23 protein-coding genes are annotated in these 24,611 nt (G+C 43.9%); 11 read left to right on the top strand and 12 right to left on the bottom strand.

Annotation, left to right across the window (positions count from 1 at the left end; genetic code table 11):
• Positions 1-100: 100 nt before the first annotated feature.
• The 3 genes from B9N89_RS11720 to B9N89_RS11710 all read left to right on the top strand — a co-directional run bounded on the left by B9N89_RS11720 (position 101) and on the right by B9N89_RS11710 (position 1,387).
• Complete coding sequence (locus tag B9N89_RS11720) at positions 101-751, top strand: YidC/Oxa1 family membrane protein insertase (protein WP_132318195.1); 651 nt, start codon at positions 101-103, stop codon at positions 749-751.
• Between the two features lie 100 nt (positions 752-851).
• Positions 852-1,082, top strand: coding sequence for a type II toxin-antitoxin system RelE/ParE family toxin (locus B9N89_RS11715; RefSeq protein ID WP_234996096.1), 231 nt, complete (start codon positions 852-854; stop codon positions 1,080-1,082).
• Positions 1,083-1,093: 11 nt separating this feature from the next.
• Positions 1,094-1,387 carry a HigA family addiction module antitoxin gene (locus B9N89_RS11710; RefSeq protein ID WP_132318199.1) on the top strand — a complete coding sequence of 98 codons (294 nt, stop codon included), beginning with the start codon at positions 1,094-1,096 and terminating at the stop codon, positions 1,385-1,387.
• A 153-nt stretch (positions 1,388-1,540) separates the two neighbouring features.
• Here the strand turns inward: B9N89_RS11710 and B9N89_RS11705 are convergent, their stop codons facing one another.
• From B9N89_RS11705 to B9N89_RS11685, 5 genes are all read right to left on the bottom strand, one after another.
• Positions 1,541-2,839: a M28 family peptidase gene (locus tag B9N89_RS11705; protein WP_132318201.1), complete on the bottom strand. Its 1,299-nt coding sequence runs from the start codon at positions 2,837-2,839 to the stop codon at positions 1,541-1,543.
• 51 nt (positions 2,840-2,890) lie between these two features.
• Entirely contained in the window at positions 2,891-4,918 is a 2,028-nt protein-coding gene (locus B9N89_RS11700; RefSeq protein WP_132318203.1) for a gluzincin family metallopeptidase, read from the bottom strand.
• An 11-nt stretch (positions 4,919-4,929) separates the two neighbouring features.
• The gene (locus B9N89_RS11695) at positions 4,930-5,181 is read right to left on the bottom strand and encodes a hypothetical protein (RefSeq protein ID WP_132318205.1); all 252 of its coding nucleotides are present in this window, start codon (positions 5,179-5,181) and stop codon (positions 4,930-4,932) included.
• Positions 5,182-5,595: 414 nt separating this feature from the next.
• Positions 5,596-6,279, bottom strand: coding sequence for a hypothetical protein (locus B9N89_RS11690; protein WP_132318207.1), 684 nt, complete (start codon positions 6,277-6,279; stop codon positions 5,596-5,598).
• 36 nt (positions 6,280-6,315) lie between these two features.
• Positions 6,316-7,143, bottom strand: a complete 828-nt coding sequence (locus tag B9N89_RS11685) for a hypothetical protein (protein WP_132318209.1) — start codon at positions 7,141-7,143, stop codon at positions 6,316-6,318.
• A gap of 408 nt (positions 7,144-7,551) precedes the next feature.
• Between B9N89_RS11685 and B9N89_RS11680 the strand changes: the two genes are divergently transcribed.
• Positions 7,552-8,178 (top strand): hypothetical protein, encoded by a 627-nt coding sequence (locus B9N89_RS11680; protein WP_132318211.1) that lies wholly within the window; start codon positions 7,552-7,554, stop codon positions 8,176-8,178.
• A gap of 49 nt (positions 8,179-8,227) precedes the next feature.
• Here B9N89_RS11680 and B9N89_RS11675 read toward each other — a convergent pair whose 3' ends face one another.
• Both B9N89_RS11675 and B9N89_RS11670 read right to left on the bottom strand, forming a co-directional pair.
• Positions 8,228-9,277, bottom strand: coding sequence for a discoidin domain-containing protein (locus B9N89_RS11675; protein ID WP_132318213.1), 1,050 nt, complete (start codon positions 9,275-9,277; stop codon positions 8,228-8,230).
• Positions 9,278-9,500: 223 nt separating this feature from the next.
• Complete coding sequence (locus tag B9N89_RS11670) at positions 9,501-10,232, bottom strand: DUF8213 domain-containing protein (protein ID WP_132318215.1); 732 nt, start codon at positions 10,230-10,232, stop codon at positions 9,501-9,503.
• A gap of 440 nt (positions 10,233-10,672) precedes the next feature.
• Here B9N89_RS11670 and B9N89_RS11665 point away from each other — a divergent pair, with 440 nt between their 5' ends.
• From B9N89_RS11665 to B9N89_RS11645, 5 genes are all read left to right on the top strand, one after another.
• Positions 10,673-11,263, top strand: a complete 591-nt coding sequence (locus B9N89_RS11665) for a hypothetical protein (protein ID WP_132318217.1) — start codon at positions 10,673-10,675, stop codon at positions 11,261-11,263.
• A 15-nt stretch (positions 11,264-11,278) separates the two neighbouring features.
• Complete coding sequence (locus B9N89_RS11660) at positions 11,279-13,783, top strand: hypothetical protein (RefSeq protein ID WP_132318219.1); 2,505 nt, start codon at positions 11,279-11,281, stop codon at positions 13,781-13,783.
• 245 nt (positions 13,784-14,028) lie between these two features.
• Positions 14,029-15,777 carry a GMC oxidoreductase gene (locus B9N89_RS11655; RefSeq protein ID WP_159455315.1) on the top strand — a complete coding sequence of 583 codons (1,749 nt, stop codon included), beginning with the start codon at positions 14,029-14,031 and terminating at the stop codon, positions 15,775-15,777.
• Between the two features lie 92 nt (positions 15,778-15,869).
• A complete protein-coding gene (locus B9N89_RS11650; protein WP_132318223.1) occupies positions 15,870-16,697 on the top strand; it encodes a substrate-binding periplasmic protein in 828 nt (275 codons plus the stop codon).
• Positions 16,698-16,807: 110 nt separating this feature from the next.
• On the top strand, positions 16,808-17,491 hold the full coding sequence (locus B9N89_RS11645; RefSeq protein WP_132318225.1) for a lysophospholipid acyltransferase family protein: 684 nt from the start codon (positions 16,808-16,810) through the stop codon (positions 17,489-17,491).
• 4 nt (positions 17,492-17,495) lie between these two features.
• On the opposite strand, the gene B9N89_RS11640 is transcribed toward B9N89_RS11645, so the two are convergent.
• The 3 genes from B9N89_RS11640 to B9N89_RS11635 form a co-directional block, all read right to left on the bottom strand.
• Entirely contained in the window at positions 17,496-18,542 is a 1,047-nt protein-coding gene (locus tag B9N89_RS11640; protein WP_159455314.1) for a CotH kinase family protein, read from the bottom strand.
• Positions 18,543-18,607: 65 nt separating this feature from the next.
• A complete protein-coding gene (locus B9N89_RS31325; RefSeq protein WP_159455313.1) occupies positions 18,608-19,561 on the bottom strand; it encodes a hypothetical protein in 954 nt (317 codons plus the stop codon).
• Between the two features lie 198 nt (positions 19,562-19,759).
• Complete coding sequence (locus B9N89_RS11635) at positions 19,760-20,806, bottom strand: hypothetical protein (protein WP_132318229.1); 1,047 nt, start codon at positions 20,804-20,806, stop codon at positions 19,760-19,762.
• Positions 20,807-20,968: 162 nt separating this feature from the next.
• Here B9N89_RS11635 and B9N89_RS11630 point away from each other — a divergent pair, with 162 nt between their 5' ends.
• Positions 20,969-21,364 (top strand): YciI family protein, encoded by a 396-nt coding sequence (locus B9N89_RS11630; protein WP_132318231.1) that lies wholly within the window; start codon positions 20,969-20,971, stop codon positions 21,362-21,364.
• Between the two features lie 23 nt (positions 21,365-21,387).
• On the opposite strand, the gene B9N89_RS11625 is transcribed toward B9N89_RS11630, so the two are convergent.
• Positions 21,388-22,296, bottom strand: a complete 909-nt coding sequence (locus tag B9N89_RS11625; protein ID WP_132318233.1) for a TFIIB-type zinc ribbon-containing protein — start codon at positions 22,294-22,296, stop codon at positions 21,388-21,390.
• A 582-nt stretch (positions 22,297-22,878) separates the two neighbouring features.
• On the opposite strand from B9N89_RS11625, the gene B9N89_RS11620 reads away from it, so the two are divergent.
• Positions 22,879-23,643: a PA14 domain-containing protein gene (locus B9N89_RS11620; protein ID WP_132318235.1), complete on the top strand. Its 765-nt coding sequence runs from the start codon at positions 22,879-22,881 to the stop codon at positions 23,641-23,643.
• 144 nt (positions 23,644-23,787) lie between these two features.
• Here the strand turns inward: B9N89_RS11620 and B9N89_RS11615 are convergent, their stop codons facing one another.
• Positions 23,788-24,405 (bottom strand): hypothetical protein, encoded by a 618-nt coding sequence (locus B9N89_RS11615; protein ID WP_132318237.1) that lies wholly within the window; start codon positions 24,403-24,405, stop codon positions 23,788-23,790.
• Positions 24,406-24,611: the final 206 nt, after the last annotated feature.

The following is a 24,611-nucleotide window of genomic DNA, read 5'->3' as shown; positions in this document are numbered from 1 at the left end:
CCCTTTTCTTAAAAAAATTCATGCTTCAAGTACTTGGTAAGCACAAGCTAGCCATTGAATTAATCTATGAGTCATAGAGATTCAGAGAAAGGGTACCACTATGTGTTCAGTCGAAGGCTGGGCAAGCGTCATCGCTTGTCCGATCGAATTTTTGTTGTTAGAAATCCAAACTTGGACGGGAAGCTACCCACTAACTATATTGGTGATGTCATTTTTATTTAAATTTGCTCTGTTTCCACTCTATTTGAAGGGAAAAGAAGAGGCCAAAAAACTAGCTCAAGCTGCTCCAAAGATAAAAGAACTAAGAGATAGGTACAAAGATGATCCTAGCTCCCTGCTTCGTGCTCAGCAGAAGTATTATGAGCAAGAGGATATTTCACCTCTCAAGGGGATATTCCTTCAAATGCTATCGCTTCCTGTCTATTACGGATCCTATCTAGCTCTGAGTCATGCAAGCTCCTTAGGATTTGCTGGAAAATGGCTTTGGATCACTGATCTTAGTTCCCCAGATCCCCTGTTCATCATCCCTATTTCAATGAGTCTATTAATCATTGTTAATCAGATATTCTTTCCCACAGGTCAATTTGACAATGGCAAGATAAAGATGATCTGCTTCATGGGTTTAGTGTCCAGCATTTTTATGTCGCAAATTCCCTCGCAGATAGCCTTATTCTACTTCTGTATGGCTGCTTTTCAGTTGATCTTCGATTTGATATGGAAGCATCGCGATAATCTGGGATTTGTGACTTGAGTATCGGGAAAAACGGTTTTCTTGATCGCCAGAAGCTCTATGTCGAGAAAAGCCTTGAGCTAATCGATCGGTATCCAAAGAGCGGAATATGTCAGGGTGTTTGAGACAATTAGGTTGGCAAGCAGTTAATAATGTAGCAGCAAGAAAACTGGATATGATAGATGCTGCTGCTTTGCTTACTGATTTAAAGGTTCCACCCTGCAATAAGCTAGAAGCATTAAAGGGCGATTTGAAGGGCTACCACTCTATTATAATCAACGATCAATGGCGGGTTGCCTTCAAATGGCTTAATAATGGTGCATACGAAATTAAAATCTGTGACTATCATTAAGGAGGTTTCCAATGGCTAGAAAACCTACATTACCCGGTGAAATTCTTCTCGAAGAGTTCTTAGAACCTATGCAGATTTCTCAGGCTGCCCTCGCTAAACATATTGAGGTTGACTACAAGGTTATTAATAGAATTGTAAATGGCCACTCTAGCCTAACTCCAGACATTGCCCTTCGGCTCAGCAAGGTTCTTGGAACAACTTCAGAGTTCTGGCTTAACTTGCAGCAGAAGGTCGATATTTTTGAAGCCCAAGAAAAGCTCAAAGACGTCAGGCTAAAACCACTGCAGAAAATTGCTTCGCTCTAGATCTCCGGTCAAAAATCGGGCTTCTAGCATATTGACCCAACAATCTTACGGCTACGCAGCGGTGCAAGAGTCTACATTTAAAGCTTTTTCGACCCATCATTCTCGCCTAGTATTTCCGGGCGAAAGTGAAAGTGCGCAATCTCGATCAAAATCTTAATGCCTATGAGAAGCCTCAAAATTCAACTTTTTCCCAAGTGATCTATTCTTGGGAACCATAGCTGAATAGGCTGTCTCATCATCCCAAAAGTAAGGCTTTAGCAAGGGCATTCCATGGATCACATCGCTGCTATGTAGCTCTAGTTCGTCAGCTGTGTAACCGTTCGGTAGATCTGGCCTTATCCTCAGACTCTGAATAGCGAGGTTCGGTAATGATGCTGCATGAGCGATAAAGTCGAAGGTCATCTGGCTGATAGCTGTCAAGCTAGTGTAATCGATTTTTTCTTCTGTATCAGTAATTTGATGGTAGTTGTCATGAAGGCCAGTATGAAAAGTACCTACAGGAATACCAACTTCTGCAAACGAAATGTGATCGGAAGCACCGTCCTTGCTGTCATCATATACTAGGTTAATATTGTAGCGAGTTGCTCGGTCCGTGAGTAGCTCCTTTAGGATTGGAATCGCAGCAAACCTAATCCCATAGACTTGACCGCCACCATACCCCACCATATCGAGATTCAACATGAATTTTATCCTAGAGCGATCAATAGTAGGGTTTGCGACAAAGTGCTTGCTACCCAGAAGACCAAGTTCTTCACCAGAAAAAGCAATGATCAAAATATCGCGATCTAATTTTCCTTTAAAAAATGATAGCCCTTCAGCTAGACTCAAAACTCCCGTAGTTCCTGATGCATTATCATCAGCCCCGTTGAATACTTGAGCACCTTGAGTCCCTAAATGATCAAGGTGGGCTCCTACCACGATAACTTCTTGGCTAGAACCATTACCAGGTAGCCTCCCAATCACGTTCACACCCATGACGTTTCCAGTTTGTTGAGAATTAACGGCGAACCCTTGCTCATAGCTACCAGGGACCGACCCTGCCGGGCTAAACCCAAACTCTTGTAACTTACCAGCAAAATACGTGACGGCATCAGCATGCCCAGCAGAACCTGTCAATCGACCTGCCATAGCGTCAGAGCTGAGGAGCTTAAGCCTGTTGGCGACTACATTCTGGTCCATGTTATCTGCGACTTCCTCAATCATAGGCCCTAGCAGTTCCGGTGGATCATTCATCTCCTCTAGGCTTTCCTCGTCCTCTACCTCTTGCGATTCGGTCTTATTTTCGGAGCTTTTGTTGGAGCTAGGGCTTGCATTCTTACCGTCCACAACATCCTGGCTCCTCACTGATCTGCTGTAAGGTTCTGGCTTTTCGGAGCAGGAAGGTAGCACCGCTGCTATCACAAACATCAAATAGAGCCGGAACAAAATTTTCAGTTTCTCTACTAGTAACATTGCCTAACCTCCTTGCAATCGCGTGCATGGCTCCGTCAAATTCAGGTTTCGTTATTTGGTCACAACTTTGATTGTTCTAGCTCCAGTTGGTATCCCATCATTGAAGACTGTAAATGTTAGATACTCGAACTCATTAGTCGCAACTGCTGTTTTACTACGAAAGAATGCTTTTTCCTGATCATCCACAATAACTTTCTCAAATTCAATTTCGGATGGATCCAAGGATTCACACTCCTTAAGTTTCCCTATACACATAGCAAGAGCCTCCCCTTCATCAGCTGAAACTAGTAGGGTTGACTGATTCTCTTCAGGATTCAAAAACATGGTATAGATGCTTTGATCAACGGGAATAGTAGGTGGTATAACTTGGTCCTGACAATTAGGCTCTAATGTTGCTAAAGCATGATTAGCAAAAGCTTGGTTGATGAGACAGTGATTTGGGGATCTTGTCATGGCGTTATTATCGTCATCGTCTAAGCGCAATATGATTTCATAGGACTCTTGATAGCTATCAGCCATCAGAAGATGCCTAAAAAACAAACGCTGCGAAGTATAGCTACCCTTGATCAAACCATATCTCTGAACTAGAGCATCGTGCATATCCCAGATCGAGCCATTAAAGATCAACATTTCCTGGTAAGGATTGTTCCCATTGTAGGGAGCCATGGCTACGTTTTTAGGACTTCTACCGGGATTGTATTGGTTACCGTTGAAACCAGGGCTCATGTCAGAGGTATTCATGAATAACGACCCGATCATGTCACCAATACCTTCTGAAAAGGCTTGGTCCTGAATCCCTAACGTTCTTCCGGTATAGTCATCTAAACCATGCCCCCACTCGTGATAGCTAACATCAGAAAAATCAGCAAGGGAATCCACAAAGTCAGCCTGATCACAGTTTCCAAAGACTATCACAGGATTTTGCTGCCTGTTATAGAAGGCATTACAGTTTGCATCCTGGATCGTTGAATTGAAAAGTATAGGAATTTTTTGATCTAGATAGGTCGTTTCAGAAGGTGAAATAAATCGGCGCGTGAATCGATTAATCTCATGAAAACTCGTATATACATGCATTCCTCTTTCAGCTAGAGCGTTAGGAGGTGTTACTTTACCCGTTGGATCAACAGTTACGGCTACTTCCAAGGGGGTATTGCCACCAGGGGTAATCACATCGTAGCGATCACTACCAAGTGTAATAGCCAGCGCACCTGAAGCATCAAAATCCAATCCACTATCCAGTGTCGTTGTGGAGGCAACTCCATCTTTAGTAATGTTTGTTAATGGCAAGTGCTTGAGGGATTTCAACTGATTCACCGGTGATCGCTTCCAGACCTCCGCAGCAAGAGAGAATTTAGGAGGAGCATGGTGACGATAGTCATAGGCCTCTACAATGCTTTGATTTGAGTGTTCCATTGTTATTGAGCGTAGCACACCATTGGCATCGATAATATCCCAACGAGTACTTTCAATAAGATTCATCCTACCATCAATTTCAGTTGGATAGAAGATAGACTTGCGGCCCAGGATGTCACCATAGGGTTTCAACTCTTCTTCCATTCCGTTAGGTAGGTCATCGGCGACTATTGGTACATGGGAAAAACTACGGTTGACGACCTCTCGAAGAGAGTATCGGTGATCCGAAGATATGTGAAACACAAGATCAAGATAGGCCTTGTCCACGGGAATGCCATTGATTTCGCGACGAAATGATCGAACCTCCATTCCAGGAGCTAAACGTATCTTTTGAGGAAGGGCAACTAGTTGATCCGCAGGGAGTTGCAATAGAGAAGAGCTTTCGGCTAAGAAATTGGTAATCCAAGAGTCCAGTTTTTCCTTATCAATGAACGGCTGTTGACTAGCATCGTAGCGGATCCACTTAGGAATATTTGTATCTTGGTGATCATGAACTAAGCTTAAACCCCACCGGGTCTCTTGCTTTCTTGGAGGTTCAGATACTGGTGTCTGTTGACTTTTTGGGCCTTTTTCTAGGGCGTTTTCAATTTGCGTTTGAATGCTGATATCGGGCTGACAAGACACTGTGCACAGCCCCCAAAATAATAGAAAGACTCTATGAAGCATGTTCGTTTCTCCTAGTTAACAGGAATTAAGTCGTATTTTGAGCCAATAGACTTAAACGTTTGTCCGTCCCAATCAACTTCGATGATTTCAGGGTCCTCAGTCTCTTTAGGCAGATCCATATCCTCCAATTCGGAGAGTTCTTCATCAGAAATTTTGCTTGGCGCAGCTTCACCAGCAGTACGTGTGACTCGTTTGGGGCTTAAGGGTTGCTGTTGACAAGCCACGATGCTTATCAACAGCAACATGAGCATGTTGATTTTCATAGTTACCTCGCATTGCAATGAATCTTTACAGTGTTCAATCCGGTATATTTTTTTTGAAGAGTTGCAAAAATCTAGCCAGATATGACTTTTTGAAACTGCCTGTTATTAGGGGAGTAAACCCAAGGAAGATATCTCGCTTGAAAGTTTAGAAATCCTTAAATATCATCCTTCTAGAATCCAGATGCTGATTTTTGTCTTATATTTTAAGGCTGCCTAACTTTATCTCGATTTCTTGACCTTGAGAGGAAGTATCCCAGAATAGAATTTGATAGCTAACCCATCCGATTATCTCGCGGACCATGCAAACTCAATTTGATCCGAAGACTATCATGAACCTGCAACAAAATTTTGGTATACTCGGGACTGGGCGTGAGGATCTGAGATCAGATGGCTTCGGCAGAAGTTTATGAACGACTAAAGCGATGCCGTAGCATAATGACGATCAATGACAGCTTCGTAGTCCACTTGTGTTGCGACTAGCCCCTCCACTTCTTGGACTACTATGCTGTCAATCGCTTGATCTAGAAGAAGATGATCAAGATACGATTTTTCATCCTCAAGCGAAGCAAGGAGGACTGAAAGAGAATAGGAAAGGTCACTTTGTAAATCTGGATAGGTAGAAATCTTTCGAAGATCTCGTAGTCTCTCAACCCTAGCTTCAATGCGGAGGATGTTCTCAACAACCCTGCATATTTCAGTGAGGTCAAAACACACCTCCTGTTTTCGGCTATGTAGATCGCTAAGTTCATCTTCGATCGAAGGCAGTATATCTCTCGTCATCTCAACGTACTCTAGAAGGTCTTCGTCACCTCCCAGCCTGTATCTTAGAAGCCGAATATCCTCGGAAATAACTTCGGATTCTTGCTCAATGATCAACTGTTCAACTTTTGGTTCATATGTATCATAGAACGAATCATCTGGCATGCTAAAGTCACCTAACTTACTAGCACCCCAAATCTGACTAATATCTATCGATCGTGCTGGTTCGGACTCAGTCGTTATTGAAGAGCTAGAATTTGATGACTGCGAGAACATCGAAACAGCGCTAGAATAAAGAATGATCGAAATGGTTACAGTTATTAGAAGTCGGAATCTCATGTTGTGCTCATTAACATAGTGAATCAGGTAGCAAGTCTAGCTTTCGTAGACATATTCAAGTTCTTCTGAAAAATCCTGAATTGGTTTTAGCTGATAGCGCTCCATAAAAGTCTGGTACTCAGCTTCATATCGAGATATATCGCCATCAAAGTAGATGTTCATCAGATATTCATAGACTACTGAAACCCCCATAGTTGCAGCGCAAGACTCCACCTTCTGCTTAACTCGACTAGAGTGATAGTGAAGATACATTTCAGTGCAGACTGTTTCTAGGCGTTTTCTATGGTTTTGCTTCAGGTTATCAAGGTATTTGTTGGACCCTTCGATTCCATTGACTGATCCAATCGTAAACAGCTCAAAAGCTAATTCATAATTTTGAGCAAGCTTTGGGCTCTCTACTACGAAAGCTTCAAGAAAGTAGTAGCGCTCTAAATCAATATTGGTATCGATTATCGGACTGAACTTAGCTAGATCATGACTCTTTGAAAGGATTTCTAATGCTGCTCCGTCGATATCCCCACTTTCAATCAAAGACTTTGGATCTAAGCTAGCAAACTCAAGCTTCTCAAGCGACGGATCACTTGCGACATCACTAACTTCGTCTACTAGTATCTGGTCTTTACCTGCAGATCCACTTGGAGTATTGGATTCATAAATATCTTCTACTTCGTAAGAGAGGGTAGTAGACCTCTTGTAAGTACTTTTTGTATTAACTGGGATTGAATCGGAAGAAGTAGCCTCCATACTGCTTTGCTTTTCAACTGACTTGAGAAACGAGAACGCTGCTATAATCGTAATGAGAAGATAGCTTGTTGAATATAAAAAATCCTTCACCGTCCGCGCATTTACCGCCTGCCTTTTCATCAGTTCACCCGCAAATTTTTACTAATCGTTGAAAACTCGTTCTATGAAGATATTTGCAAGGTTTGGTCCTAGGCTAAGCTAATGAAAACGCTTCTCCTATCCCTCTAGGAATCGCTAGTGGTTGAAACAACTGACCAAAATATCAACTAGAACGAAAGAGTTAGGCGCGACTAGAGTTCATAGGCAGGATGCAAATGAGATCGTAGTCCTGAATAATTTTGGAAACCATTTCATGGTTCAAGACAAAGTGACACTTGGTGAGACCATATGACAACAGGTGTCCCAATACCTGTGTTCAATCAATCACAAACCCACCTCCCTAGACCTTAATTTCAGGCCAAAAAGACTGTAAATCGGTGGAACAACGGTTGCAAAGACCCTTTGTAAGTGAAACAAGGAGGGACTGACATGCTACGAATTATGATACTTTTCTTGGGTGTACTATTTACGAGTTGCGCTCATTCCGCAGAAACGGTGCGTATTACAGTGAAAGGCGGAGAGTGGAAATACCATGAGGATGGCTATGCCCACTGCTACAGACATGGTCACCTAGTCAAGAAACGATACTGTAGTCACATCCCAAGGCCTGAAAGAAGGGTTATTAAGGAGTGGCGCTATCACAAGGATGGCTATGCACACTGCTATCTTAACGATAAGCTCGTTAAACAATGGAACTGTTCCAGTATCCGCCGGCCTGCGCCCAGGCAAGTAGGAATCTGGCGTTATAGCAATGATGGTTATGCACATTGCTATGTGAATGGTAAGCAGACAAAGATGAAGTACTGCAATCATCGACCGAGGCCACCACATAGAATTTCCAAGGAGTGGCGCTATCACAAGGATGGCTATGCGCACTGCTATGTTCGTGGCCAACTCGTGAAGAAGCATCGATGCAGCAACATACCAAGGCCTGCACCTCGGCTAGCAAAGGAGTGGCGATACCATAACGATGGTTATGCTCATTGCTATGTAAATGGGGAGAATGTTGCGAAATCTCGATGTTCAGAGCTCCCAAGACCCAAGGCTCGTATATAGTTTCGTATTTTTGAAATCTACTTGCCCCTGAAACGGGGCTGTTGGAGCATCACCAAACAAATTCAGTAAGATTGCTGGTAGATACATTATTGAAAATGCTGCCTGGAATCGTCTGCCAAGTGAGACCATCATCTGAGCCCTCTAGATAGAAACTATCTGGAGCCGCTTCACCATTCTGGCCATTGACAAAGTCACCGCCATCAATTCTAACTCCTGTGACATTGACCGGAGTGATACCGAAGTCAATCATGAGCCACGAGGGCTCGCCAATCGCATCGAAGGGAGCAGTAGCCTGAAAGGTATCAAGAGCGGATGCCCAAAAAGCTCCAACAGCGGCTCCGTTGAAGGCTAGAAAAGCCTCGTTTATCGGATCGAGTAACGAACTAGCTGAAACAACAACCAAGTATGGGCCAATTGTTCCGGCATTTGATGTGAAGTTACTAGCTTGCCAGGTGTCAGCGGTTCTTAATTGCAGACCTTCGATCGAAACATCATTAGAAACGAAGGTATCGACCAAAGATGTGAAGACGATACGAATATATCGAAACTTTAAAGCTCCCTGATTAGCAATCTCTTCGATCTGAATCGTATTTTCTTGTGAAATTGTATCCTTCACTTTGCTATTGATAGTTATCGGCTCTTTTTTACCCTTGGGAACCAAGTCAAGGCCAACACTACTTTCTAAAATTTTTGTTTGAGAATTAATTTTGTCAAAACCCGAGAATCTGTAGAACACACTGTAGGTTGGATGATCTCTTTGCTCATCGATTGATACAGAAACTTCGCTAGAAAGCTCTCCTCGATCGAAGCTCCAGTTCCAAATAGTCGCCACGCTTTCAACTTTAACTGCGTTACCAGATGCATCTGCCAATCCACAACCCAAATCGAGCGTGGTAGTTGAAGGCTCTTCCTCCGAAAGGTCACAGTAAATCGAGTACCCAGGCAGACCTCCGTTGTCTTCGGACGGCCTAGTGGCATCTGCCTTAGCAGCTGCGACGGGAATACGATCCTCTTTTGACCCCGACTTAATCAGAGATTCTGGAGAACACCCCAACAATAGGATTAAAAAAGCCAATAAGCTTAGCGTGATAGTCTTCATATATTTTCTCTATGATAAAAGACCCTTTTCTTATCGGCTACATAACCACCAAGCTTTAGATATTATTGTATAATATTGATTTTTTTACTGATATCTATCGGGACATAGTCCCTAGTATTGTCATGTGACATAAATGAAAATTAAAGCCTACCGGCTTTAGATAGAAGCAAACCAAAGACAAAATGTCTCTATTAGCTGCTTCGGCAATTAATAACAGTTAGATTCAACCCGAGCAACCTCTGATTACGCCAGAAACCCAGTCATCCATCGCTTGATTGAACTCGTCACCACAATTGCGATCTCCACCACCACCCGATGCGTTGTGCCGGCGACTGCAGATGTCATGATCCATACAATCTTTGGTGTATGACGAAGGCGCTCCCCAACCACAATTAGCTCCGCATCGACCCATGCAACCATAGTTTCCACCGTAGTGAGCATTGGTGGTGACCCATTCCCCCCTGACCTCTCCGTAAGCTGTATCCCATTGGCCGTAAACTCCCTGACCTTTCCAGATACATGTTACACCTTCATCATAAAGACTTAGATTGTCTTCGAAGCCCCTTGTGGGAATCGTATGACCTTCAGGTGCTTCACTTAGATAGTTGGTAAGTGAAGATGTATAAGTTTGAACCGGAGAAGATTGGTCAACTGACGCCTTAACGCGATGAAACAGCTCACCTAGAATGGCTTTGTCATTCTGATCAAGGCTGATATTGGCTTCCACTGCTCTAATGCCCTGACCTTCATCAAATTCAGCACGGATTCTTTTGTCATTGACTATAATCGTCGTATGGATCAAGTGATGACCATCGACCTCAGATTCAAAGCTAGCTCTACCGTACTCCTCAAGATAGACTTCACTCCTATAAGTATCATCCTTGGCAGATGTACTACCCCTATCATAACCACACGCTGGGAATAGCAATAGAACTAGACAGCAAATGACTAGCATTTACACCTCATTGGAAAATGTATTAGTGATATCTGGAACGAGAAATCAGTTCGTTTACGAGAATGAGTTGATCAATCACACCTCGTTGTCCCATTCTAACAAGATCTTACAATTGGCGACCCCAACCAGAACCAAAGAGTACGATGTTAGCCCTAAACAACTTTTGAACTAGTGGTACTTGACCTGAAGCCGTCTAAACCTCTCGTGTGCCTGACGTATATAGACACAGAAAGTCATGAGAGGAATTTGAGACAGTATTTTATCCTGAAAAGCCCTTGATCTTCTCTCAAAAACTATGCTAAATAGACATCTTTTGTAGGAATATTCCCTGTGGCATATTAATAAATTCATATACTTATGATCTTCCATAAGATAGCGTCACTTTCGGAAAGCATTGCCAAGACTATATTGGGTCATTTAATCTTCACCAAGGTGGTTTTATGAGGTTTTTGTCTATACTTCTGCTCCTGAGTCTTATGAGTACAAGAACCTATGGTTTGGCTAACAAACTAAGAGTCGTATCCTTTGCACCACTTCAGTTAGCAGTGAGCAAGTCTGAAATCAACCTGCTTATCAATCAAGAACTATCCAGAATGAATGCCATTCCAGTTGAGGAGCGCGGTTTCAAGGGCGATATATCGCAATTCAATGCTTTCTTCGTAGGTACAAATCGACTAAAAGTGGAAGCTAAGCTCAAAGGTAAATACAAGAACAGCCTGTTTTCTGTTGGCATCAACGGGAATATAAAGCTTGAAGCCATTCTCCGTGTAGAGAACTGGCAATATGTTGTTGATGTTCAAACCGTTGATATTTCGGTTAGTAATGACCTTGTCAATGCTATTATCGGAACAATCGAAATTCTCCTCGATGAAACAATCCGAACAGAACTAACAGAAGCGTTGAATAAAGATAGCGGATCATTTATCGACTTCAGCGAAGCGCATCCGATTGCTCAGCGAATTCGCGATGCTAGCTCACTTTCTGCTCAGTTCAATGCAACCGATCTCATTCTTACGCTGAACCAGCGATAGTATAGGACAAGACCGATGATGAAAGCATTATACCCGATTCTTATTGCCTTGAGCCTAATGCCCAATTTGGCAAAATCAGATGAAACCATCTGTGACAACAAAAGTAACGGACTCCCTATCGCCGAGGGCAACTATGTTGTGTGTGATATTAGGAAAGAATTCACATCATTCGAAGGCCGTTCCATTATCCACTCTACTAGTGGACTAGCGCGAAAACTGAATGTCAATGCCAAGATCAAATTCGAACTACAACCTACTGAACCTGAGAAAATTCTCAGACTCAATCAAATCATGATACCCGAGCAAATTATTGGCGCGAAGCTCTCATTAGTGGAGGGCCCTGACCTTGATGTCAGTATCGGCATCCAGCCGACACTAAATTTTACAGGTAAGGATATCTGTAGTATTCAAGCAACGGGAATTTCTGTAAACATAACGAGATTTGGTTCAAGTCTCGAAGATTGGCTTGATAACATCATCCGAGACTACTTCAATGAAGAGCAGTTGTTTGCCGAAACTCTCTCAAGCTTGCAGAAACAAGTCATCGACTTCCAGAAAATCAATTGCACCAGCGACAGTCCATCAACACCAATCAATCAACCATGGAAAAATCACGATGGATTTCGTGAACGACTAGTTGAGAAGTACTTTAGATATATCAAATTCTCAGCCGAGCATCTGGACGAAAAAGGTTGGATGGAAGACACATACTGTGATGGCTTGCTATTCAACTCGCTTCGAGCTGTCGCTGGTGCGCCAGTGGATATGTTTCTTGCTGAGGATCCACAAGTTCCTGGTCGTTTCTATCGCAACTGGCGCCAAGACTGCTACAAGAATCACTTAGCAGACAAACCCAACTCTTCTAAAAGTACCATCAGCCGTGACATGCTCATCGGATTCTTACATTGGACCCTGAGCGAGCAAAGAGCTGACCTAGCCACAAACCTAGTGAACTATGGTAAGTCGCGATCTATTCAAGGGATCCCCCTCGCCTGGGTTGTCGGTGAAGGTCAAATAGGTCGTGCGGAAATGCCTCCTGGCCTGATTCAAAATGCCTATGATGTGATTGAAAAGATTACGGGAACACCGTCACCTCTTCGCGACGTAAACTTCCAGGTCTGGAGCAGCTGTAATGGCTATCCATGCCACCTACAAACTCTGGCTGCACTCCTCCGCTGGAGGCTCGATGGCCAGCTCAGTAGCCAGGCCATGACTACCTTAGAAGCAGTGGCTGATCGTGAGATCCACAATGCAATGTATAATGCAGTTTATGGCCGTATCGCCATATCTGATATTCATATCGAGCGAGCATATCAATCCCTTCTAAATGAACAGTGGTTCCCTGGCGACCGCCTACCGAGCAATCGAGATAGGAAGGGACATTACATTTTTGAACGGGATTACATCAAAAATGGCAGCACAAACCCCTCTTGGCTACCTAGCGACGAACCCAAAAAAGTATACAGCGGTACAGACTTTCTTTTTGCCGCAGCAACCATACTGGGTGTCGTAGACGGAGGCTTATCGAGCAAACAACAGCTTGCAAAAGAACTTCTTAGAACTAAGCTAAACGAGAACCTATCAGAGACACTCGTAGATGAAATTATCGTTGCAGTTAACCAGCAGATTCAAAGTGACATCAACCCCCTTGATATTATCCATCAACAACGACAGAAACTTGCTTCAGAAATTGTCCAAGCAGTTCTGGGTTTTAGTAGCCCAAAACATGAAGTCATCGCCAAAGATCTACTCGATCTGGGACTTAACTTTGGCAAGGTACGAGTCCAGATTGCTCAAATAGCCATCGCTGAGATCTTTAGCTTGTTTGGAGCGATTCCATCCACAGAAGAGTTAGAAGTTTTCTCGACAAGCTTGTTGGAAAATGGCATTGATAAAGTGACCCAGGACATTCGAGATCAATTGATTATCGCAGTATTTCAAAAAGTGCTCAACGAAGCTCCGGATAGCAAACAATTTGAATGGGCTCGCGAGATAATGAGTTCTGGTGGCACAGTTTCAACCCTTGAGACAAGTCTTCGCGCCGTTGACGTCCAAAAAATTGCTGCACTCAACGATCAAATCTTATGGAACGATCATATCTACGATGCCTACCAAGCGACAGGCTATGACTTGATATCCGATACATGTAATCTTGTGAGTTTCGACTTTAGAGGTATTCTCACCCTCAAGTATCCTCAAACAACAGAAACTCTATCTTCCTGTCTTGTGGAGTTAAAAAAGGGCTCAGAACATCTACGAGCAAAGTTCTTCATCCTTCAGCGACCAAACCCTGTTTCTAGGGTTGTCCTAGCAGAGCGAGAAACTAAGCTTAGGTATAACAAGGCTGTTGCTGTATTTGATACCCATCTAGATGTGAGAGCGGAAGTTTCTTCAGCTAACAGACAGATCGTCACTGTTTCTCCCAAAAAAGTCCAAACAATCCAAAACTACGAAATTAATATTGGCTTCTCCGATGATTATCAAAAAACTGGTGAACTTTTCGTCTTGCCCAAACCTTAAACCAAAAGAAGAGCACCTAACGTTATCCAAGTGCTTCACCCGCACCAAATGGTACGACCAGACTGATCCTCATACATTCTAGTACTATATTTATTCAGTTCAGTTCACTAACCATCACACATTCCCGTGTTAGCCTACGACAAATCGATTTGCGCCTTTTAGTTGCTTGTAGTTCAACCCTGACTGTGCGAACCATAAGCCATTTTCTGAAGAAGACTACACTTCAAATGTTTAAGGGAATGACAATGAAATTAAGACGCCGTGAATTTTTCAAGCTATCAGCTGCTTCTAGCATGATATCGATGACTGGCCTAGCTAAGACAAAGGGTGATAGAGATGTTGTCTACAAAGAAAAAACAGTGCTGAAAACATCCGTTTCAGAGATGAAAGATTTTTACGATACGGTTGTGATTGGATCTGGCTACGGCGGCTCCGTAGCAGCTTCTGGCCTTGCAGAGGAGGGCTCCCTGTGTCTTTTGGAGAGAGGCCAAGAATATCACCCGGGAGACTTTCCAGAGTTTTTGAGCGAAGTGATTCCTTTCCTAAAAAGCCCTTTTCACAAACTGGGATTGTTTGGCCTGGATTATTACGGAGACGCCACTGTGGTATCAGGCTCTGGCCTAGGGGGAACATCTCTAATTAATCAATCCCTTGCTACCATTCCAGACGATGATGTTTTCGATATTGAACGCTGGCCTGATGCCATCAGAAACGATCGCGATCAAGGTGCTCTCTCTGGCTATTATCGTAAAGCAAAGGGCATGCTAAGGCCTGGAGTCTGGCCCGAGGAGCAGCCACTGCCAGGCAAGGCACAAACGATGAGTGACACCGCGGAGGCTCTTGGTTTGGAGTTCAAACCTTCTCCAATCTATGTGAATTATTCTGAGTTCGATAAAGAGAAAAATCATGTAGGTGTCTTTCAAAACCCCTGCACTCTCTGTGGTAATTGCTTGACAGGATGTAACGTCGGTGCCAAGAACACCTTAAACATGAACTACATCCCTGACGCGAAAAATAAAGGGGCACATATCTTCACTGGTATTGATGTGCGCTACTTCAAAAAGCTTGCTAGCGGACGCTATCGAATCTATTTCGATCAATGGTACTCAAATCGCAAAGGTAAGAGTCACAAGCGTATCTTTGGCAAAAAATACATCGATACTGCAAGGCTCATTGTGTCGGCAGGGACCCTTGGGTCCAACAAGATTCTTATGCGTAGCCAAAAATATGGTGGGATGCAATTTTCATCAAAACTTGGTCACTATTTTTCTGGAAACGGCGATACCATTGGCATGGGTTTCAATGGCGATCAAAGAACCGATATAGAATCATATGGAAACAGGATTACTGGTCCCAACGATCCAACTGTTGGACCAGCAAGTATCGGATACACCACTCATAACCCATCAAGTCCCGAACCAACAGACCGGTTTGTGGTTGAAGACTCTAGCGTTCCTCTCGCTGTGGTCTCGCTTTTAAAATCTGGGCTTTTCGCCATCGGTGGGATTCCAGATTCTCTTCAAGACATTGCCAAGATATTTAGTGATGTGATTAAGCGCGCACCCGACGGCGCACTGAACCACTCACAACTCTACCTGGGTGTTGGTCACGACGACTCGAATGGTGAAATCAAAATGTCTCCTGGAGGCAAATTCAAGATAGCCTGGGATTCCATCAAAAACGATCCCATTTGGAAACGAATTAACGAAGGGATGAAGCAGCACTCAGACAAACAGGGAGCGAACTTTATAGAGAATCCCTTGGGAATGGTTACCACACACCCTCTCGGCGGCTGTGCTATGGGAGAGGATGTGAGCAGTGGTGTTGTCGATCATCAGTGCCGCGTTTTTAACCCTCAGGGTGGTATTCACGAACAACTATACGTGATGGACGGCTCTGTGATTCCCCATAGTTTGGGAACCAACCCATCACTCACCATTACCGCACTGGCTGAGCGAGCCGTTGATCTCATCAAGAAACCTCGCTTCCTGTAATTCATCCTCGGAAGGCCTAGGCCTTCCTATTCAGATGCATACACTGCTAGTGCTTCAAACCCTCCCCCATCGAGGCTATAATCTTAGAGCTGGTGAGACCAGTTCTAGTCATTCACTCGGTTCCATGGGACGATATAATGCTCCAGGCTTTTCTTCTCTGTTTTCTGCTACTAGCAAGTAACCCTCCTGCAGGCGCAGCTACAATTACCTTGGCCAATGGTGAATGGCCGCCATTTCTGAGTGAATCGAAACCCCATTACGGCGTCGCATCTCGTATCGTGACTGAATCATTTAAGGCAGTGGCAATCGATGTCAAATACGTATTTCTACCCTGGAAACGCTCCTACCTCATGGTCAAGGAAGGCGTCTACGAAGGGTCCTTGGTATGGGGAAAAACTCCTAAACGATTGAAAGAAGTGTTCTTCACGGATCCTGTAATGACTCATGAAACCGCTCTTTTTTATAAAAAAGAAAACCCCAAAATCAAACAAGCCTTAAACTCAACAATCCCGTGGGAGCAGCGCCTTAAGGGCTTAAAAGTCGTTCTAAGCCTTGGCTCAACGTCGACATTCTTTGACAAGCTACAGGAGCAGGACGTTATTAAAGTGCAAAGAACCCGCAAACCGGAGCATAGCTTACAAATGCTTCTCATTGGCAGAGTCGACATTGTTCCCCTAAACGCTCACATCGGCCGCTACATCCTCAACACCAAGTTTGAGAAGGAGCAGGCTAAGCTCATTGGCACCACAAAATCCCATGGGGATAGCCGCTGGACCTATCACGTAATCATTTCAAAGTCCGCCCCTCAAGGAGCATCACTGGTCAATCAGTTCAACAAAGGGCTCAAAAAAATTAGAGAGAAGGGGCTTTATCAAGAAATCATGAAGGATTTCCAACACTCTCAAAAGCCCGCCCCTTAAGACCTACGATATCAGATCACAACACTTGCAAAGTATTCCATATGTTTGCTAAAGAAGCACAGCGCCCGTTTGGTGCAAACAAATGGATTAACTAAGCTGAGCGATATCCCATGAGCTGGAAAGAACGTATGATCTGTGTCGTAGGCTTCATCTTTTGCCGCCTCCTGCATCTGACCTATCGTTATCAGGTGGTCTACGAAGACAATCGACAAAAAACCCAGGTGAACAGACAGAAGACTAACTTCATGATCGCCACTTGGCACGAGAATAGCCTAGCCGGCATACTAAGCCACTTCAACCAGGGCATTTTAGTTCTAATCAGTCGATCATTTGACGGTGAGCTAGTTTCCTTTATCGCCAGTCGCTTTGGACTGGGTACGGTAAGGGGCAGCTCCTCTAAGGGTGGCAAAGAGGCACGGTCGGAGCTTGAGAATCGGCTAAGTGCCGGATACTCAGCAGCCATCACTGTCGATGGCCCTAGAGGTCCTCGCCATCAAGTTAAACCTGGAATCGTTGCTCTTTTGAAAGAGACCAAAGTTCCCATTCTGCCTATGGCAGCCATCGCTCATAACCCTTGGGTATTAAGCAAGACCTGGGACAAGACCCGGATTCCAAAACCGTTCAGCAAAATCCTCGTGCTCTATGGTAAGCCAATTTTCGATGAAGGGCAGGACTTTGCTAGTTTGCAAAACTTGCTTGCTACCAGGCTTCAGCAATTAGAAAGCGACTCTCAGCGGCTTCTATCACAAGAGACCAAAGATATGAGTCATATGAAGCCGCATATGCCCTCCTAGGAGTTTAATCGCGATGGTTTTGAATTTGTAGGTACCAGCGCTCGAACTCAGATTGGTAATGCACTATCACTGAGCTACGATTGCGCTGACTGAATACAGGGTCCACATTGTAGGCCTGCTGTATCTTCGAGCTAAGCTCTTCAAGCAGTGGGGTGATAACCTCGTCTAGGCTCAGATCGCTATCGATTAACTCGTCGACCCGCGCCAACACCTGTGATTGGTAACAATCTAAAAATCGAGTAAACAAAGCATTTGTTCGCCAGCGATCAAAATCCTGAGAAAAGCCATTGTCTAAGATGATTGACTTGAGAGCGAGGTCCATATCCCAAGGCAGAATTTTAAATGGAGCAGTCCGCTCTGATTGAAACATAAAAAAGTTGTTGTTGATACCATCGCGATTACGGATCAAAAGCGAAACAGCCATATAGTCAATAACAGACTGTTGATCAATGGAACGACTCCAATGGTTGTTGCAGCTTTGCCAGTCTGGGTGATGAATCTGTCGAATCAGATCCTTTAAGGGCTCGTAGCCAAAAGGCCCTTCCTTTAAGGAATAGGCGCGCTCCGGAAAACGAAGGTATTCCTCTTCAAAGGTCGCACGATTGAGTTTAAGCTTGTAGAGGGATTGCACAGCCAAGCTCCTCTGGTCGAAGAATGCCTTCTCGATAGGCTCAACCAGCAGATAGAGACCTAGAAGACTGCCATTAACCTGAAGCCATACTGGTTCAATTTTTGGAACAGGAAATCCCACCTTTTCAAATAGGCGATAGGATAACAAGCTCCGTAAGCCAGTGGGGTCTGTTGACTCACCACTCAGACGGAATTGATTCATACCGAGGAACGACTCATCGGCAAGGGTCACTTCGTAATTTCGCTTGAAATCATCACGGGTGCTGGCACCAACGTGCCGGAGTCGAACCTTCCGGCTTTGATCTCTTGAGTGCAATCGCGCTGGAACGGTGGTTTCATTATAAAGCCCCAATCGAAGTTTAGAACGGTCTTCAGAATCAATCTCAAGCTCGATCACTCTGAGGCCGAAGGCGTCGTCCACAGAAGGGTGCTCCTGACACGCTGACGATAGGAATAAACCTAGTATAAAAATAACTCTAAAAAGCATTAGAAATAATACCTCACCTCGATTTGCCCATTCAGTAGACCCGATATCGAAGAACCTGCTGGCGTGGGGATAGTGGCTTCCAGATATTCCAGATGGGCAGCGAGGATGATATCGTTCCATGTATAATCAAAGCCTAGCAGATAGCCGAGGTCGTAGCCCTCGTCCTTGTCTAAGCGATCTTTATACAACGAAACAGATGCTAGGGGTTTGAAAGCGTCATAGCTATAACCAGCAGCCAACTTCAAGGCCGAGAAATAGATGCGCTCCGGCTCCATCGTATCGTTAAGATAGGCAGTACGTTCTGGCTGAACTCCAATTAAGCCCTCTAGCTCTAATACTGTATGTGAGGACGACTTATAGCGTAGACCCAGATTCTGTACAGCAGCAAGTATAGAACGGCGATTAGCGCGATACTGCTTGATCTGAGACCACGAGTCAAAACGCCAATCATTCTTTCTGTAATTATAGTTATAAATAGCTAGTGCTTCACGGGTTCCCGTCAGACCCAGTGACCATGTATGTCGAGACGAATCGGAATCGACTCTGTATCGAGCCTGCATCGATCGACCAACGTATCCAAATTCTTCGAGCTTCCGGTAAATATAGCTGCGATCGAGCAATAGCCTCTTTTGTGAGCCGAGGTCATATTCATAACCAAATTTCATTTTGGTAATACCGAGATCAACGCTCTGTGCTTCGCTAGCCTCGTAATTCAAATAGAGGTCTTCTAACGCCATCTCCCCTTCCGAGTATTGACCTTCGACAGAGGCGATGACCTCAACTCCTTTGCGTCGCTTGGTATCCCATTCTAATTTCAGAGCACCATCGGATTCAAAATCTCGGGTGTCACTGAACTTGGCTCCGAGCTTAATACGCCCTTTTGTCTTAACACTACTGAAAGCACGAAGCTCAATCAACGCTAGGGTGAATATTAAAATTTTAGGAATGCTCATATTGAATCTAACCGCACTTTATTAAAAAGAACGGTAGAATAATATGATTAGTAGGATATTTCTATAGATATTGTCATACTAAAATATTCGTAGCCATTTTCTCAGATACCTTGCATTTACAGGGATTTACACCATGCGGTGCCTCGCTAATAAGAGCCCGGCCTTAAACATTGTCAGCAGAACCACCACCACTCCTGTTTAGATGCTGCCTTTCACACCAGCAATAAGAGACATTTCATTGAGGGTCTCTTCCTCTCCACCATTATCTAGTACATCTTGACTTATCTGAATCAGTTCTAAATAGGGAGTAAACTCTGCACCATAAGCAGTCCAATCAAACCCTAGTTGAACTCCTGTATGGTTATCATCAAAAGACTCTCGGTCTGAGTTTGCTGAAATATTGGTATCTTGCTCCACATCGAAATCTACGTATTTGAGTCGTAGAACATACTTAGGAGCCTGATAGCGAAGGTCAAATGTAATCGCACTCATCGTGTCAACTAAATCCTCATCACCGAGTTGATAACCTACTTTATTCAAGACATAGTCGAGATAGCCGGTAACAGTGAAGAAATTGAACTGGACACCAACTGTGGTCTCCAAGGAGTGGCCGTTATCATAGGAGGCTATCTGCAAAAGTGGCTGGAAGTGAGGGGGTAAGATGCCAACGTACTCAAAAAGAAAGGCTGGTTGCCCCTTGTCTCCACTATAGCGGAGACAGTTGCGGGTAACTTCCGGGCAACTCCCATCGCCATCAAGGCTGGTTTTGACCACATCATCCGTTAACTGCAAAGATAAGGTGTGTTGTCCCAGTTGATAATCTAGTTGGACGAGCTTTGCCGCACCTCCTCCAAAAACGTAGTCGCTGGTGAATTGATTGACTAAGTTGACATCGTAGTCCGCATTCTCATTATCCCAACCTCCCGAATGAGTATAGTCCTTCCCGGCATGAACAGTAAGCGAGCCAAACTTCTTGGTAGCCTTGGCCACTTCAATCCCATCGCTAACTGCTTCAGAGTCAACATTGAAATAGACTGTCCATGATAGATCCTCCTGGGTTCCCGCGAACTCTAAGTATGGATTGAGTCCAATGCTGTGGGTTCTCCCAGGATCAGCGAGACCTTCTTGCTTTTCAAAGCCTTCATCATTGCTTTCGAGGTAGAGGTTATAATTAAAGCTGATGTTAGTTTCTCCAACCGCATGAGCACTGGCAGCAATCCCAAAGATAAGCAACGGCAACTTCATAAAAACACCTATTTATTCTTTAGAAAATGATTAATATCCTAATCTTCACGGCTCAAAATAACAAGCTATATGACTCGTAGGGTCTGGCTAGGGAAACCACTTGTCATAGAATCATCTTGATCTTAAGATTTCCGAATACAAAATTTACCAAAAGGAGGTTCAATGGGCAGGTTTCGGTGTTGGGTCTTGCTTCTGATACTATTGAGTAGTTTTAATGGTATGGCACATTATAAACCTAATCCAGAGGGATATCTTGTGACCTATCAACCGGGGAAAAACTGGCAAGCAAATACAATCTACAAGAAGCAGAAAGGGATCAATCAACATGTTCTCTACATAAAAGAACTATATCGCCAGGGAAAGATCAATCTATCGGCCAGCTTTAAAGACGATCATCTAGAAGTACTCATCATGATGGGTGAAAACCAAGAAGATCTGAAAAAGCTGCTGAGCAAGGACCCTAGTGTTATGGATAAAGTTCTGGACTTTAAGATGAAGAAGATTATTTTAACGCGAGTTCATAATCTAATGCCTGATCATCATCACACTGGCCACTGATAGCGGACTAAGCGGCATCGCATCTAAGCACCGACTTTCTTCAAAAAGCGTCCCAAGATGGTTTTGTTCATAGTTTTACGAACACCTTCTTGGTAGGCTTGCTCGTAATCTCTTGCTGCCTGCTCTCGGGCCTCGGTTAAGGCTTTTTGATATTTTTCTTGAAGCCAGGGAAGTTTCTCTTGCCATCGTTCTGAAAAGACCTGAATTCTTTCCAGCTCGTGATGATCCAACCAAATGCCATGGCCTTCGGGACAATAATCAACAATGATCCCTGATGAGTAAGAGAAATTGAGCTGCTTCAAGTTTCTTGTACAAACAACACATACTAAGCGGCCTAGATCGATTGCTCTAGTAGTCTCTTGGTTTTCGTCAGCTTTTATTTCTGAGTAGTCGCTCGGAGAAAATTCGATATCCTTCTTCTCTATAATTTTCTTAAGTTCGTCTGGTTCCAGCCAGGTGCCTCCACATGTTTGACAAAGGTCAATCTCCTCGCCTTCGTAGTGATGAGCTTTCAACGGAGATCCATCCCGAGGGCAGTGCCGCTCATTGCTATGAGGGTTTATCGGATTGACAAGTCCGCGATCGATTTCCTGCAATATCTGAATCTTTTCAATCTCTCCCGCATCGAGCCAGATTCCATGTTTCTGGGGACATCGATCTATAATGACTCCACTGTCGTAGACATAGTGGACTATTTTGAGTTGATCTTGGCACTTCGGACATTTAATAGGGCTTGGCTCACGATGATCTAGGCCTCTTGCAGCTAGGGCTCTATCAGTTTCCTCTGCTGAGAATGTTTCTTCGACGGAATTGATAATCGCAGTGATCTCGCCTTCGTCAAGCCAAACACCAGAGCAAGTGCGACACACATCGATCTCTGTATTTTCATAGGATTGTGCCTGCAATGATTCACCACAATTAGGGCACTTCACTTCTTACCTCGCTGTCGTTGGCCTTAGAAATAGGTTATCCGATTTGCTTAACGGAAGGTAGTACCAAGGATTGCCCAAGTGGGACGCCATCGCCAACACACGAAGCAGGTCTGACTGGATGAATAAACGACTAGGTGCGACGACGAGCGATAAGAGATTGCGTTTATCAAGGCCTATCTGATGTTTGTGTTGCAACAAACCTCAACCGCCCCTAAATCAAAGCTCAATAATTCCGAAGTGTGCCACAATCTGCGATCAACTGGTTTTCATTTACTCTCCGACCTTTCTAAATTTAAGGATTTTTTTTCATAAATTCAATCGTTTATCAAAGAGATTAGAAGACTAGCTTCTAAAACATGTCTTTCAATGCTCTAAACTGCTCGTAGAATATTCTAGTAACCTCTAAAGGTATGAAAACAAGAAGTTTTTCAGATCGTATTTCGCAATCTCTGTCACCCAGCAGCAATATATGAATAAAAAACCAAGTAAGAACTTGAAACAACTGCTATACGTTTTCGGTAGTTTGGCAGGAAAATCGAGAAACATGTGGGTGGCACACACCTTGAAATACCTAATACAACTATGGCGATTTACAAAGAGGATCTGACCATGAGAGAACTGATTTCTGTACCTGCTGCACTTGTCACTATCCTGACTTTCCTTTCCTGCGCAAAGGTTCAATACATGGGCGACGACGAAGCCTCTCAAGGGGATGTGGAAAGCGTTTTGGCTACACAGCCCAAAACTGAAGACCAAGCTAAAGAAACAACAATCGAACCTGAAGAGCCAAAGGAACCGCAATCAGCTAAGACTCCCCAAGATAGCCCTACTGATGAATCATCTGATCGCCTGTTCCCAAACTGTGGAACAAACGATGGCCCCATCGTTGCTGATATCTATGAAGTTCCTGAAGGCAGTGAGAGCCTACCAGACTTTTCTAGCCTGACTCCTGTGACTAGGGTATGCCTCCAGGATATCAATATACCTGCTAGAAACTTCTCCGAGGGATTCCCTGGCAAGGAACAGCTAGTCGAGTGGTTTGCGATTCGAGCATACGCACAGTTAGACGCTCCGGTAGATGGAGACTATGAAATATCAATCAACAGTGATGATGGCGCTAAAGTATACCTTGACGACTCACTTGTCATCGACAATGACGGCCTACACGAACCCATCACAAAAGTTGAGCAAGTTTTTCTTGAAGCAGGATCTCACGAATTGATCATTGAGTATTACCAAGGACCACGATTGGAAATCGCCCTACAACTAGGCTGGACTCTTCCTGGTGAAGAAATAAATCAGTGGATCGCACCAAAATTCTTTAAGCCTCCAACGGTAACTCCCTAAATGGATGAAATCTTAGCTAGCTCTTTGGGTATAGTCTTTCCTCAAGAACTATAAAGAGCCTAGGATAGATTCTTAGATGAATTAGTTTCGATCTGATCTTACACAGCAATGCAACTTGTTAAACCTGTAGTTATTTCCTAGATTCTAAAGGTAAATACCGATGTTTAACTGCAGATTCATATCATCTGTTCGACGACTACTTTCAGAAGCAAAGCTAGCATCGTCAAGGGTGACTAGGTACCAGGAACGACTAAGCACCAATTCTGGCTGCAAGGACACATAGGAATTGAGAAAGAACTCGTATCCAAACCCAACGGTAAGGCTATCGAATTCTGACTTTTGAACCTCGTCATCATCTAAGGACTCAATCCTTGCCAAGGCTGTCCTGACGTAGATACTTTCCCTAGCTGCTTGAATATCGTTCAACGTTAGTTTTACTTGAACGCCAAAGCCTAGACTAGTTCGAGCTGCCCCCCGAAGACTAGGATCTGAATAACGGATGAGAAATCTATTATATGAGACCAACGGCCCGTAATGGATGTGCCGCCCTAAGCGCAAGGCACTAAGATCCAAACTATAGTTATCTTCATTGGCACTAGTATCTCCAACCCGATCCCAACTTCGAGAGAGACGTCCGCCCAGTTGAAAACTGTAACTCCTAATTTCTGCAATTTGTTTCGGTTCATTTGGCGATCCTTGGCCCATCCCTAGACAGAACTCCCATGAACACACGATCATAACGAGGGTGAGCCAGTAGTTCATAGCTTCCTCCTAGGCGAATGGTTCGCAAACATATATACGCCAGCACTACTTATCACGATTAGGGTTAAAGCCTGACTCTAGGCCTATAACACAGCAATTTCTAAGAGAAAAAACTAAACGTTTCAACTATTTTTCGACTAGTATTCAGACATGTTTGATTCTTAGTGAGTGAATACAATAGATGAATATCAAGATACCTCCAAAAT

This window comes from Pseudobacteriovorax antillogorgiicola (assembly GCF_900177345.1).
Taxonomy (GTDB): Bacteria; Bdellovibrionota_B; Oligoflexia; order Oligoflexales; family Oligoflexaceae; genus Pseudobacteriovorax; species Pseudobacteriovorax antillogorgiicola.
Note: the sequence above shows the minus strand (reverse complement) of the source record. Positions and strands in the feature narration are given on the sequence as shown.

Bases quoted from the DNA above. Each gene is read 5' to 3' on its own strand.
- B9N89_RS11680 (WP_132318211.1), top strand. From the start codon at position 7,552: ATGCTACGAATTATGATACTTTTCTTGGGTGTACTATTTACGAGTTGC.
- B9N89_RS11645 (WP_132318225.1), top strand. From the start codon at position 16,808: ATGAGCTGGAAAGAACGTATGATCTGTGTCGTAGGCTTCATCTTTTGC.
- B9N89_RS11660 (WP_132318219.1), top strand. From the start codon at position 11,279: ATGATGAAAGCATTATACCCGATTCTTATTGCCTTGAGCCTAATGCCC.
- B9N89_RS31325 (WP_159455313.1), bottom strand. From the start codon at position 19,561: ATGAGCATTCCTAAAATTTTAATATTCACCCTAGCGTTGATTGAGCTT.
- B9N89_RS11615 (WP_132318237.1), bottom strand. From the start codon at position 24,405: ATGAACTACTGGCTCACCCTCGTTATGATCGTGTGTTCATGGGAGTTC.
- B9N89_RS11665 (WP_132318217.1), top strand. From the start codon at position 10,673: ATGAGGTTTTTGTCTATACTTCTGCTCCTGAGTCTTATGAGTACAAGA.
- B9N89_RS11695 (WP_132318205.1), bottom strand. From the start codon at position 5,181: ATGAAAATCAACATGCTCATGTTGCTGTTGATAAGCATCGTGGCTTGT.
- B9N89_RS11700 (WP_132318203.1), bottom strand. From the start codon at position 4,918: ATGCTTCATAGAGTCTTTCTATTATTTTGGGGGCTGTGCACAGTGTCT.
- B9N89_RS11620 (WP_132318235.1), top strand. From the start codon at position 22,879: ATGGCGATTTACAAAGAGGATCTGACCATGAGAGAACTGATTTCTGTA.
- B9N89_RS11655 (WP_159455315.1), top strand. From the start codon at position 14,029: ATGAAATTAAGACGCCGTGAATTTTTCAAGCTATCAGCTGCTTCTAGC.
- B9N89_RS11635 (WP_132318229.1), bottom strand. From the start codon at position 20,806: ATGAAGTTGCCGTTGCTTATCTTTGGGATTGCTGCCAGTGCTCATGCG.
- B9N89_RS11690 (WP_132318207.1), bottom strand. From the start codon at position 6,279: ATGAGATTCCGACTTCTAATAACTGTAACCATTTCGATCATTCTTTAT.
- B9N89_RS11710 (WP_132318199.1), top strand. From the start codon at position 1,094: ATGGCTAGAAAACCTACATTACCCGGTGAAATTCTTCTCGAAGAGTTC.
- B9N89_RS11630 (WP_132318231.1), top strand. From the start codon at position 20,969: ATGGGCAGGTTTCGGTGTTGGGTCTTGCTTCTGATACTATTGAGTAGT.
- B9N89_RS11685 (WP_132318209.1), bottom strand. From the start codon at position 7,143: ATGAAAAGGCAGGCGGTAAATGCGCGGACGGTGAAGGATTTTTTATAT.
- B9N89_RS11705 (WP_132318201.1), bottom strand. From the start codon at position 2,839: ATGTTACTAGTAGAGAAACTGAAAATTTTGTTCCGGCTCTATTTGATG.
- B9N89_RS11720 (WP_132318195.1), top strand. From the start codon at position 101: ATGTGTTCAGTCGAAGGCTGGGCAAGCGTCATCGCTTGTCCGATCGAA.
- B9N89_RS11675 (WP_132318213.1), bottom strand. From the start codon at position 9,277: ATGAAGACTATCACGCTAAGCTTATTGGCTTTTTTAATCCTATTGTTG.
- B9N89_RS11670 (WP_132318215.1), bottom strand. From the start codon at position 10,232: ATGCTAGTCATTTGCTGTCTAGTTCTATTGCTATTCCCAGCGTGTGGT.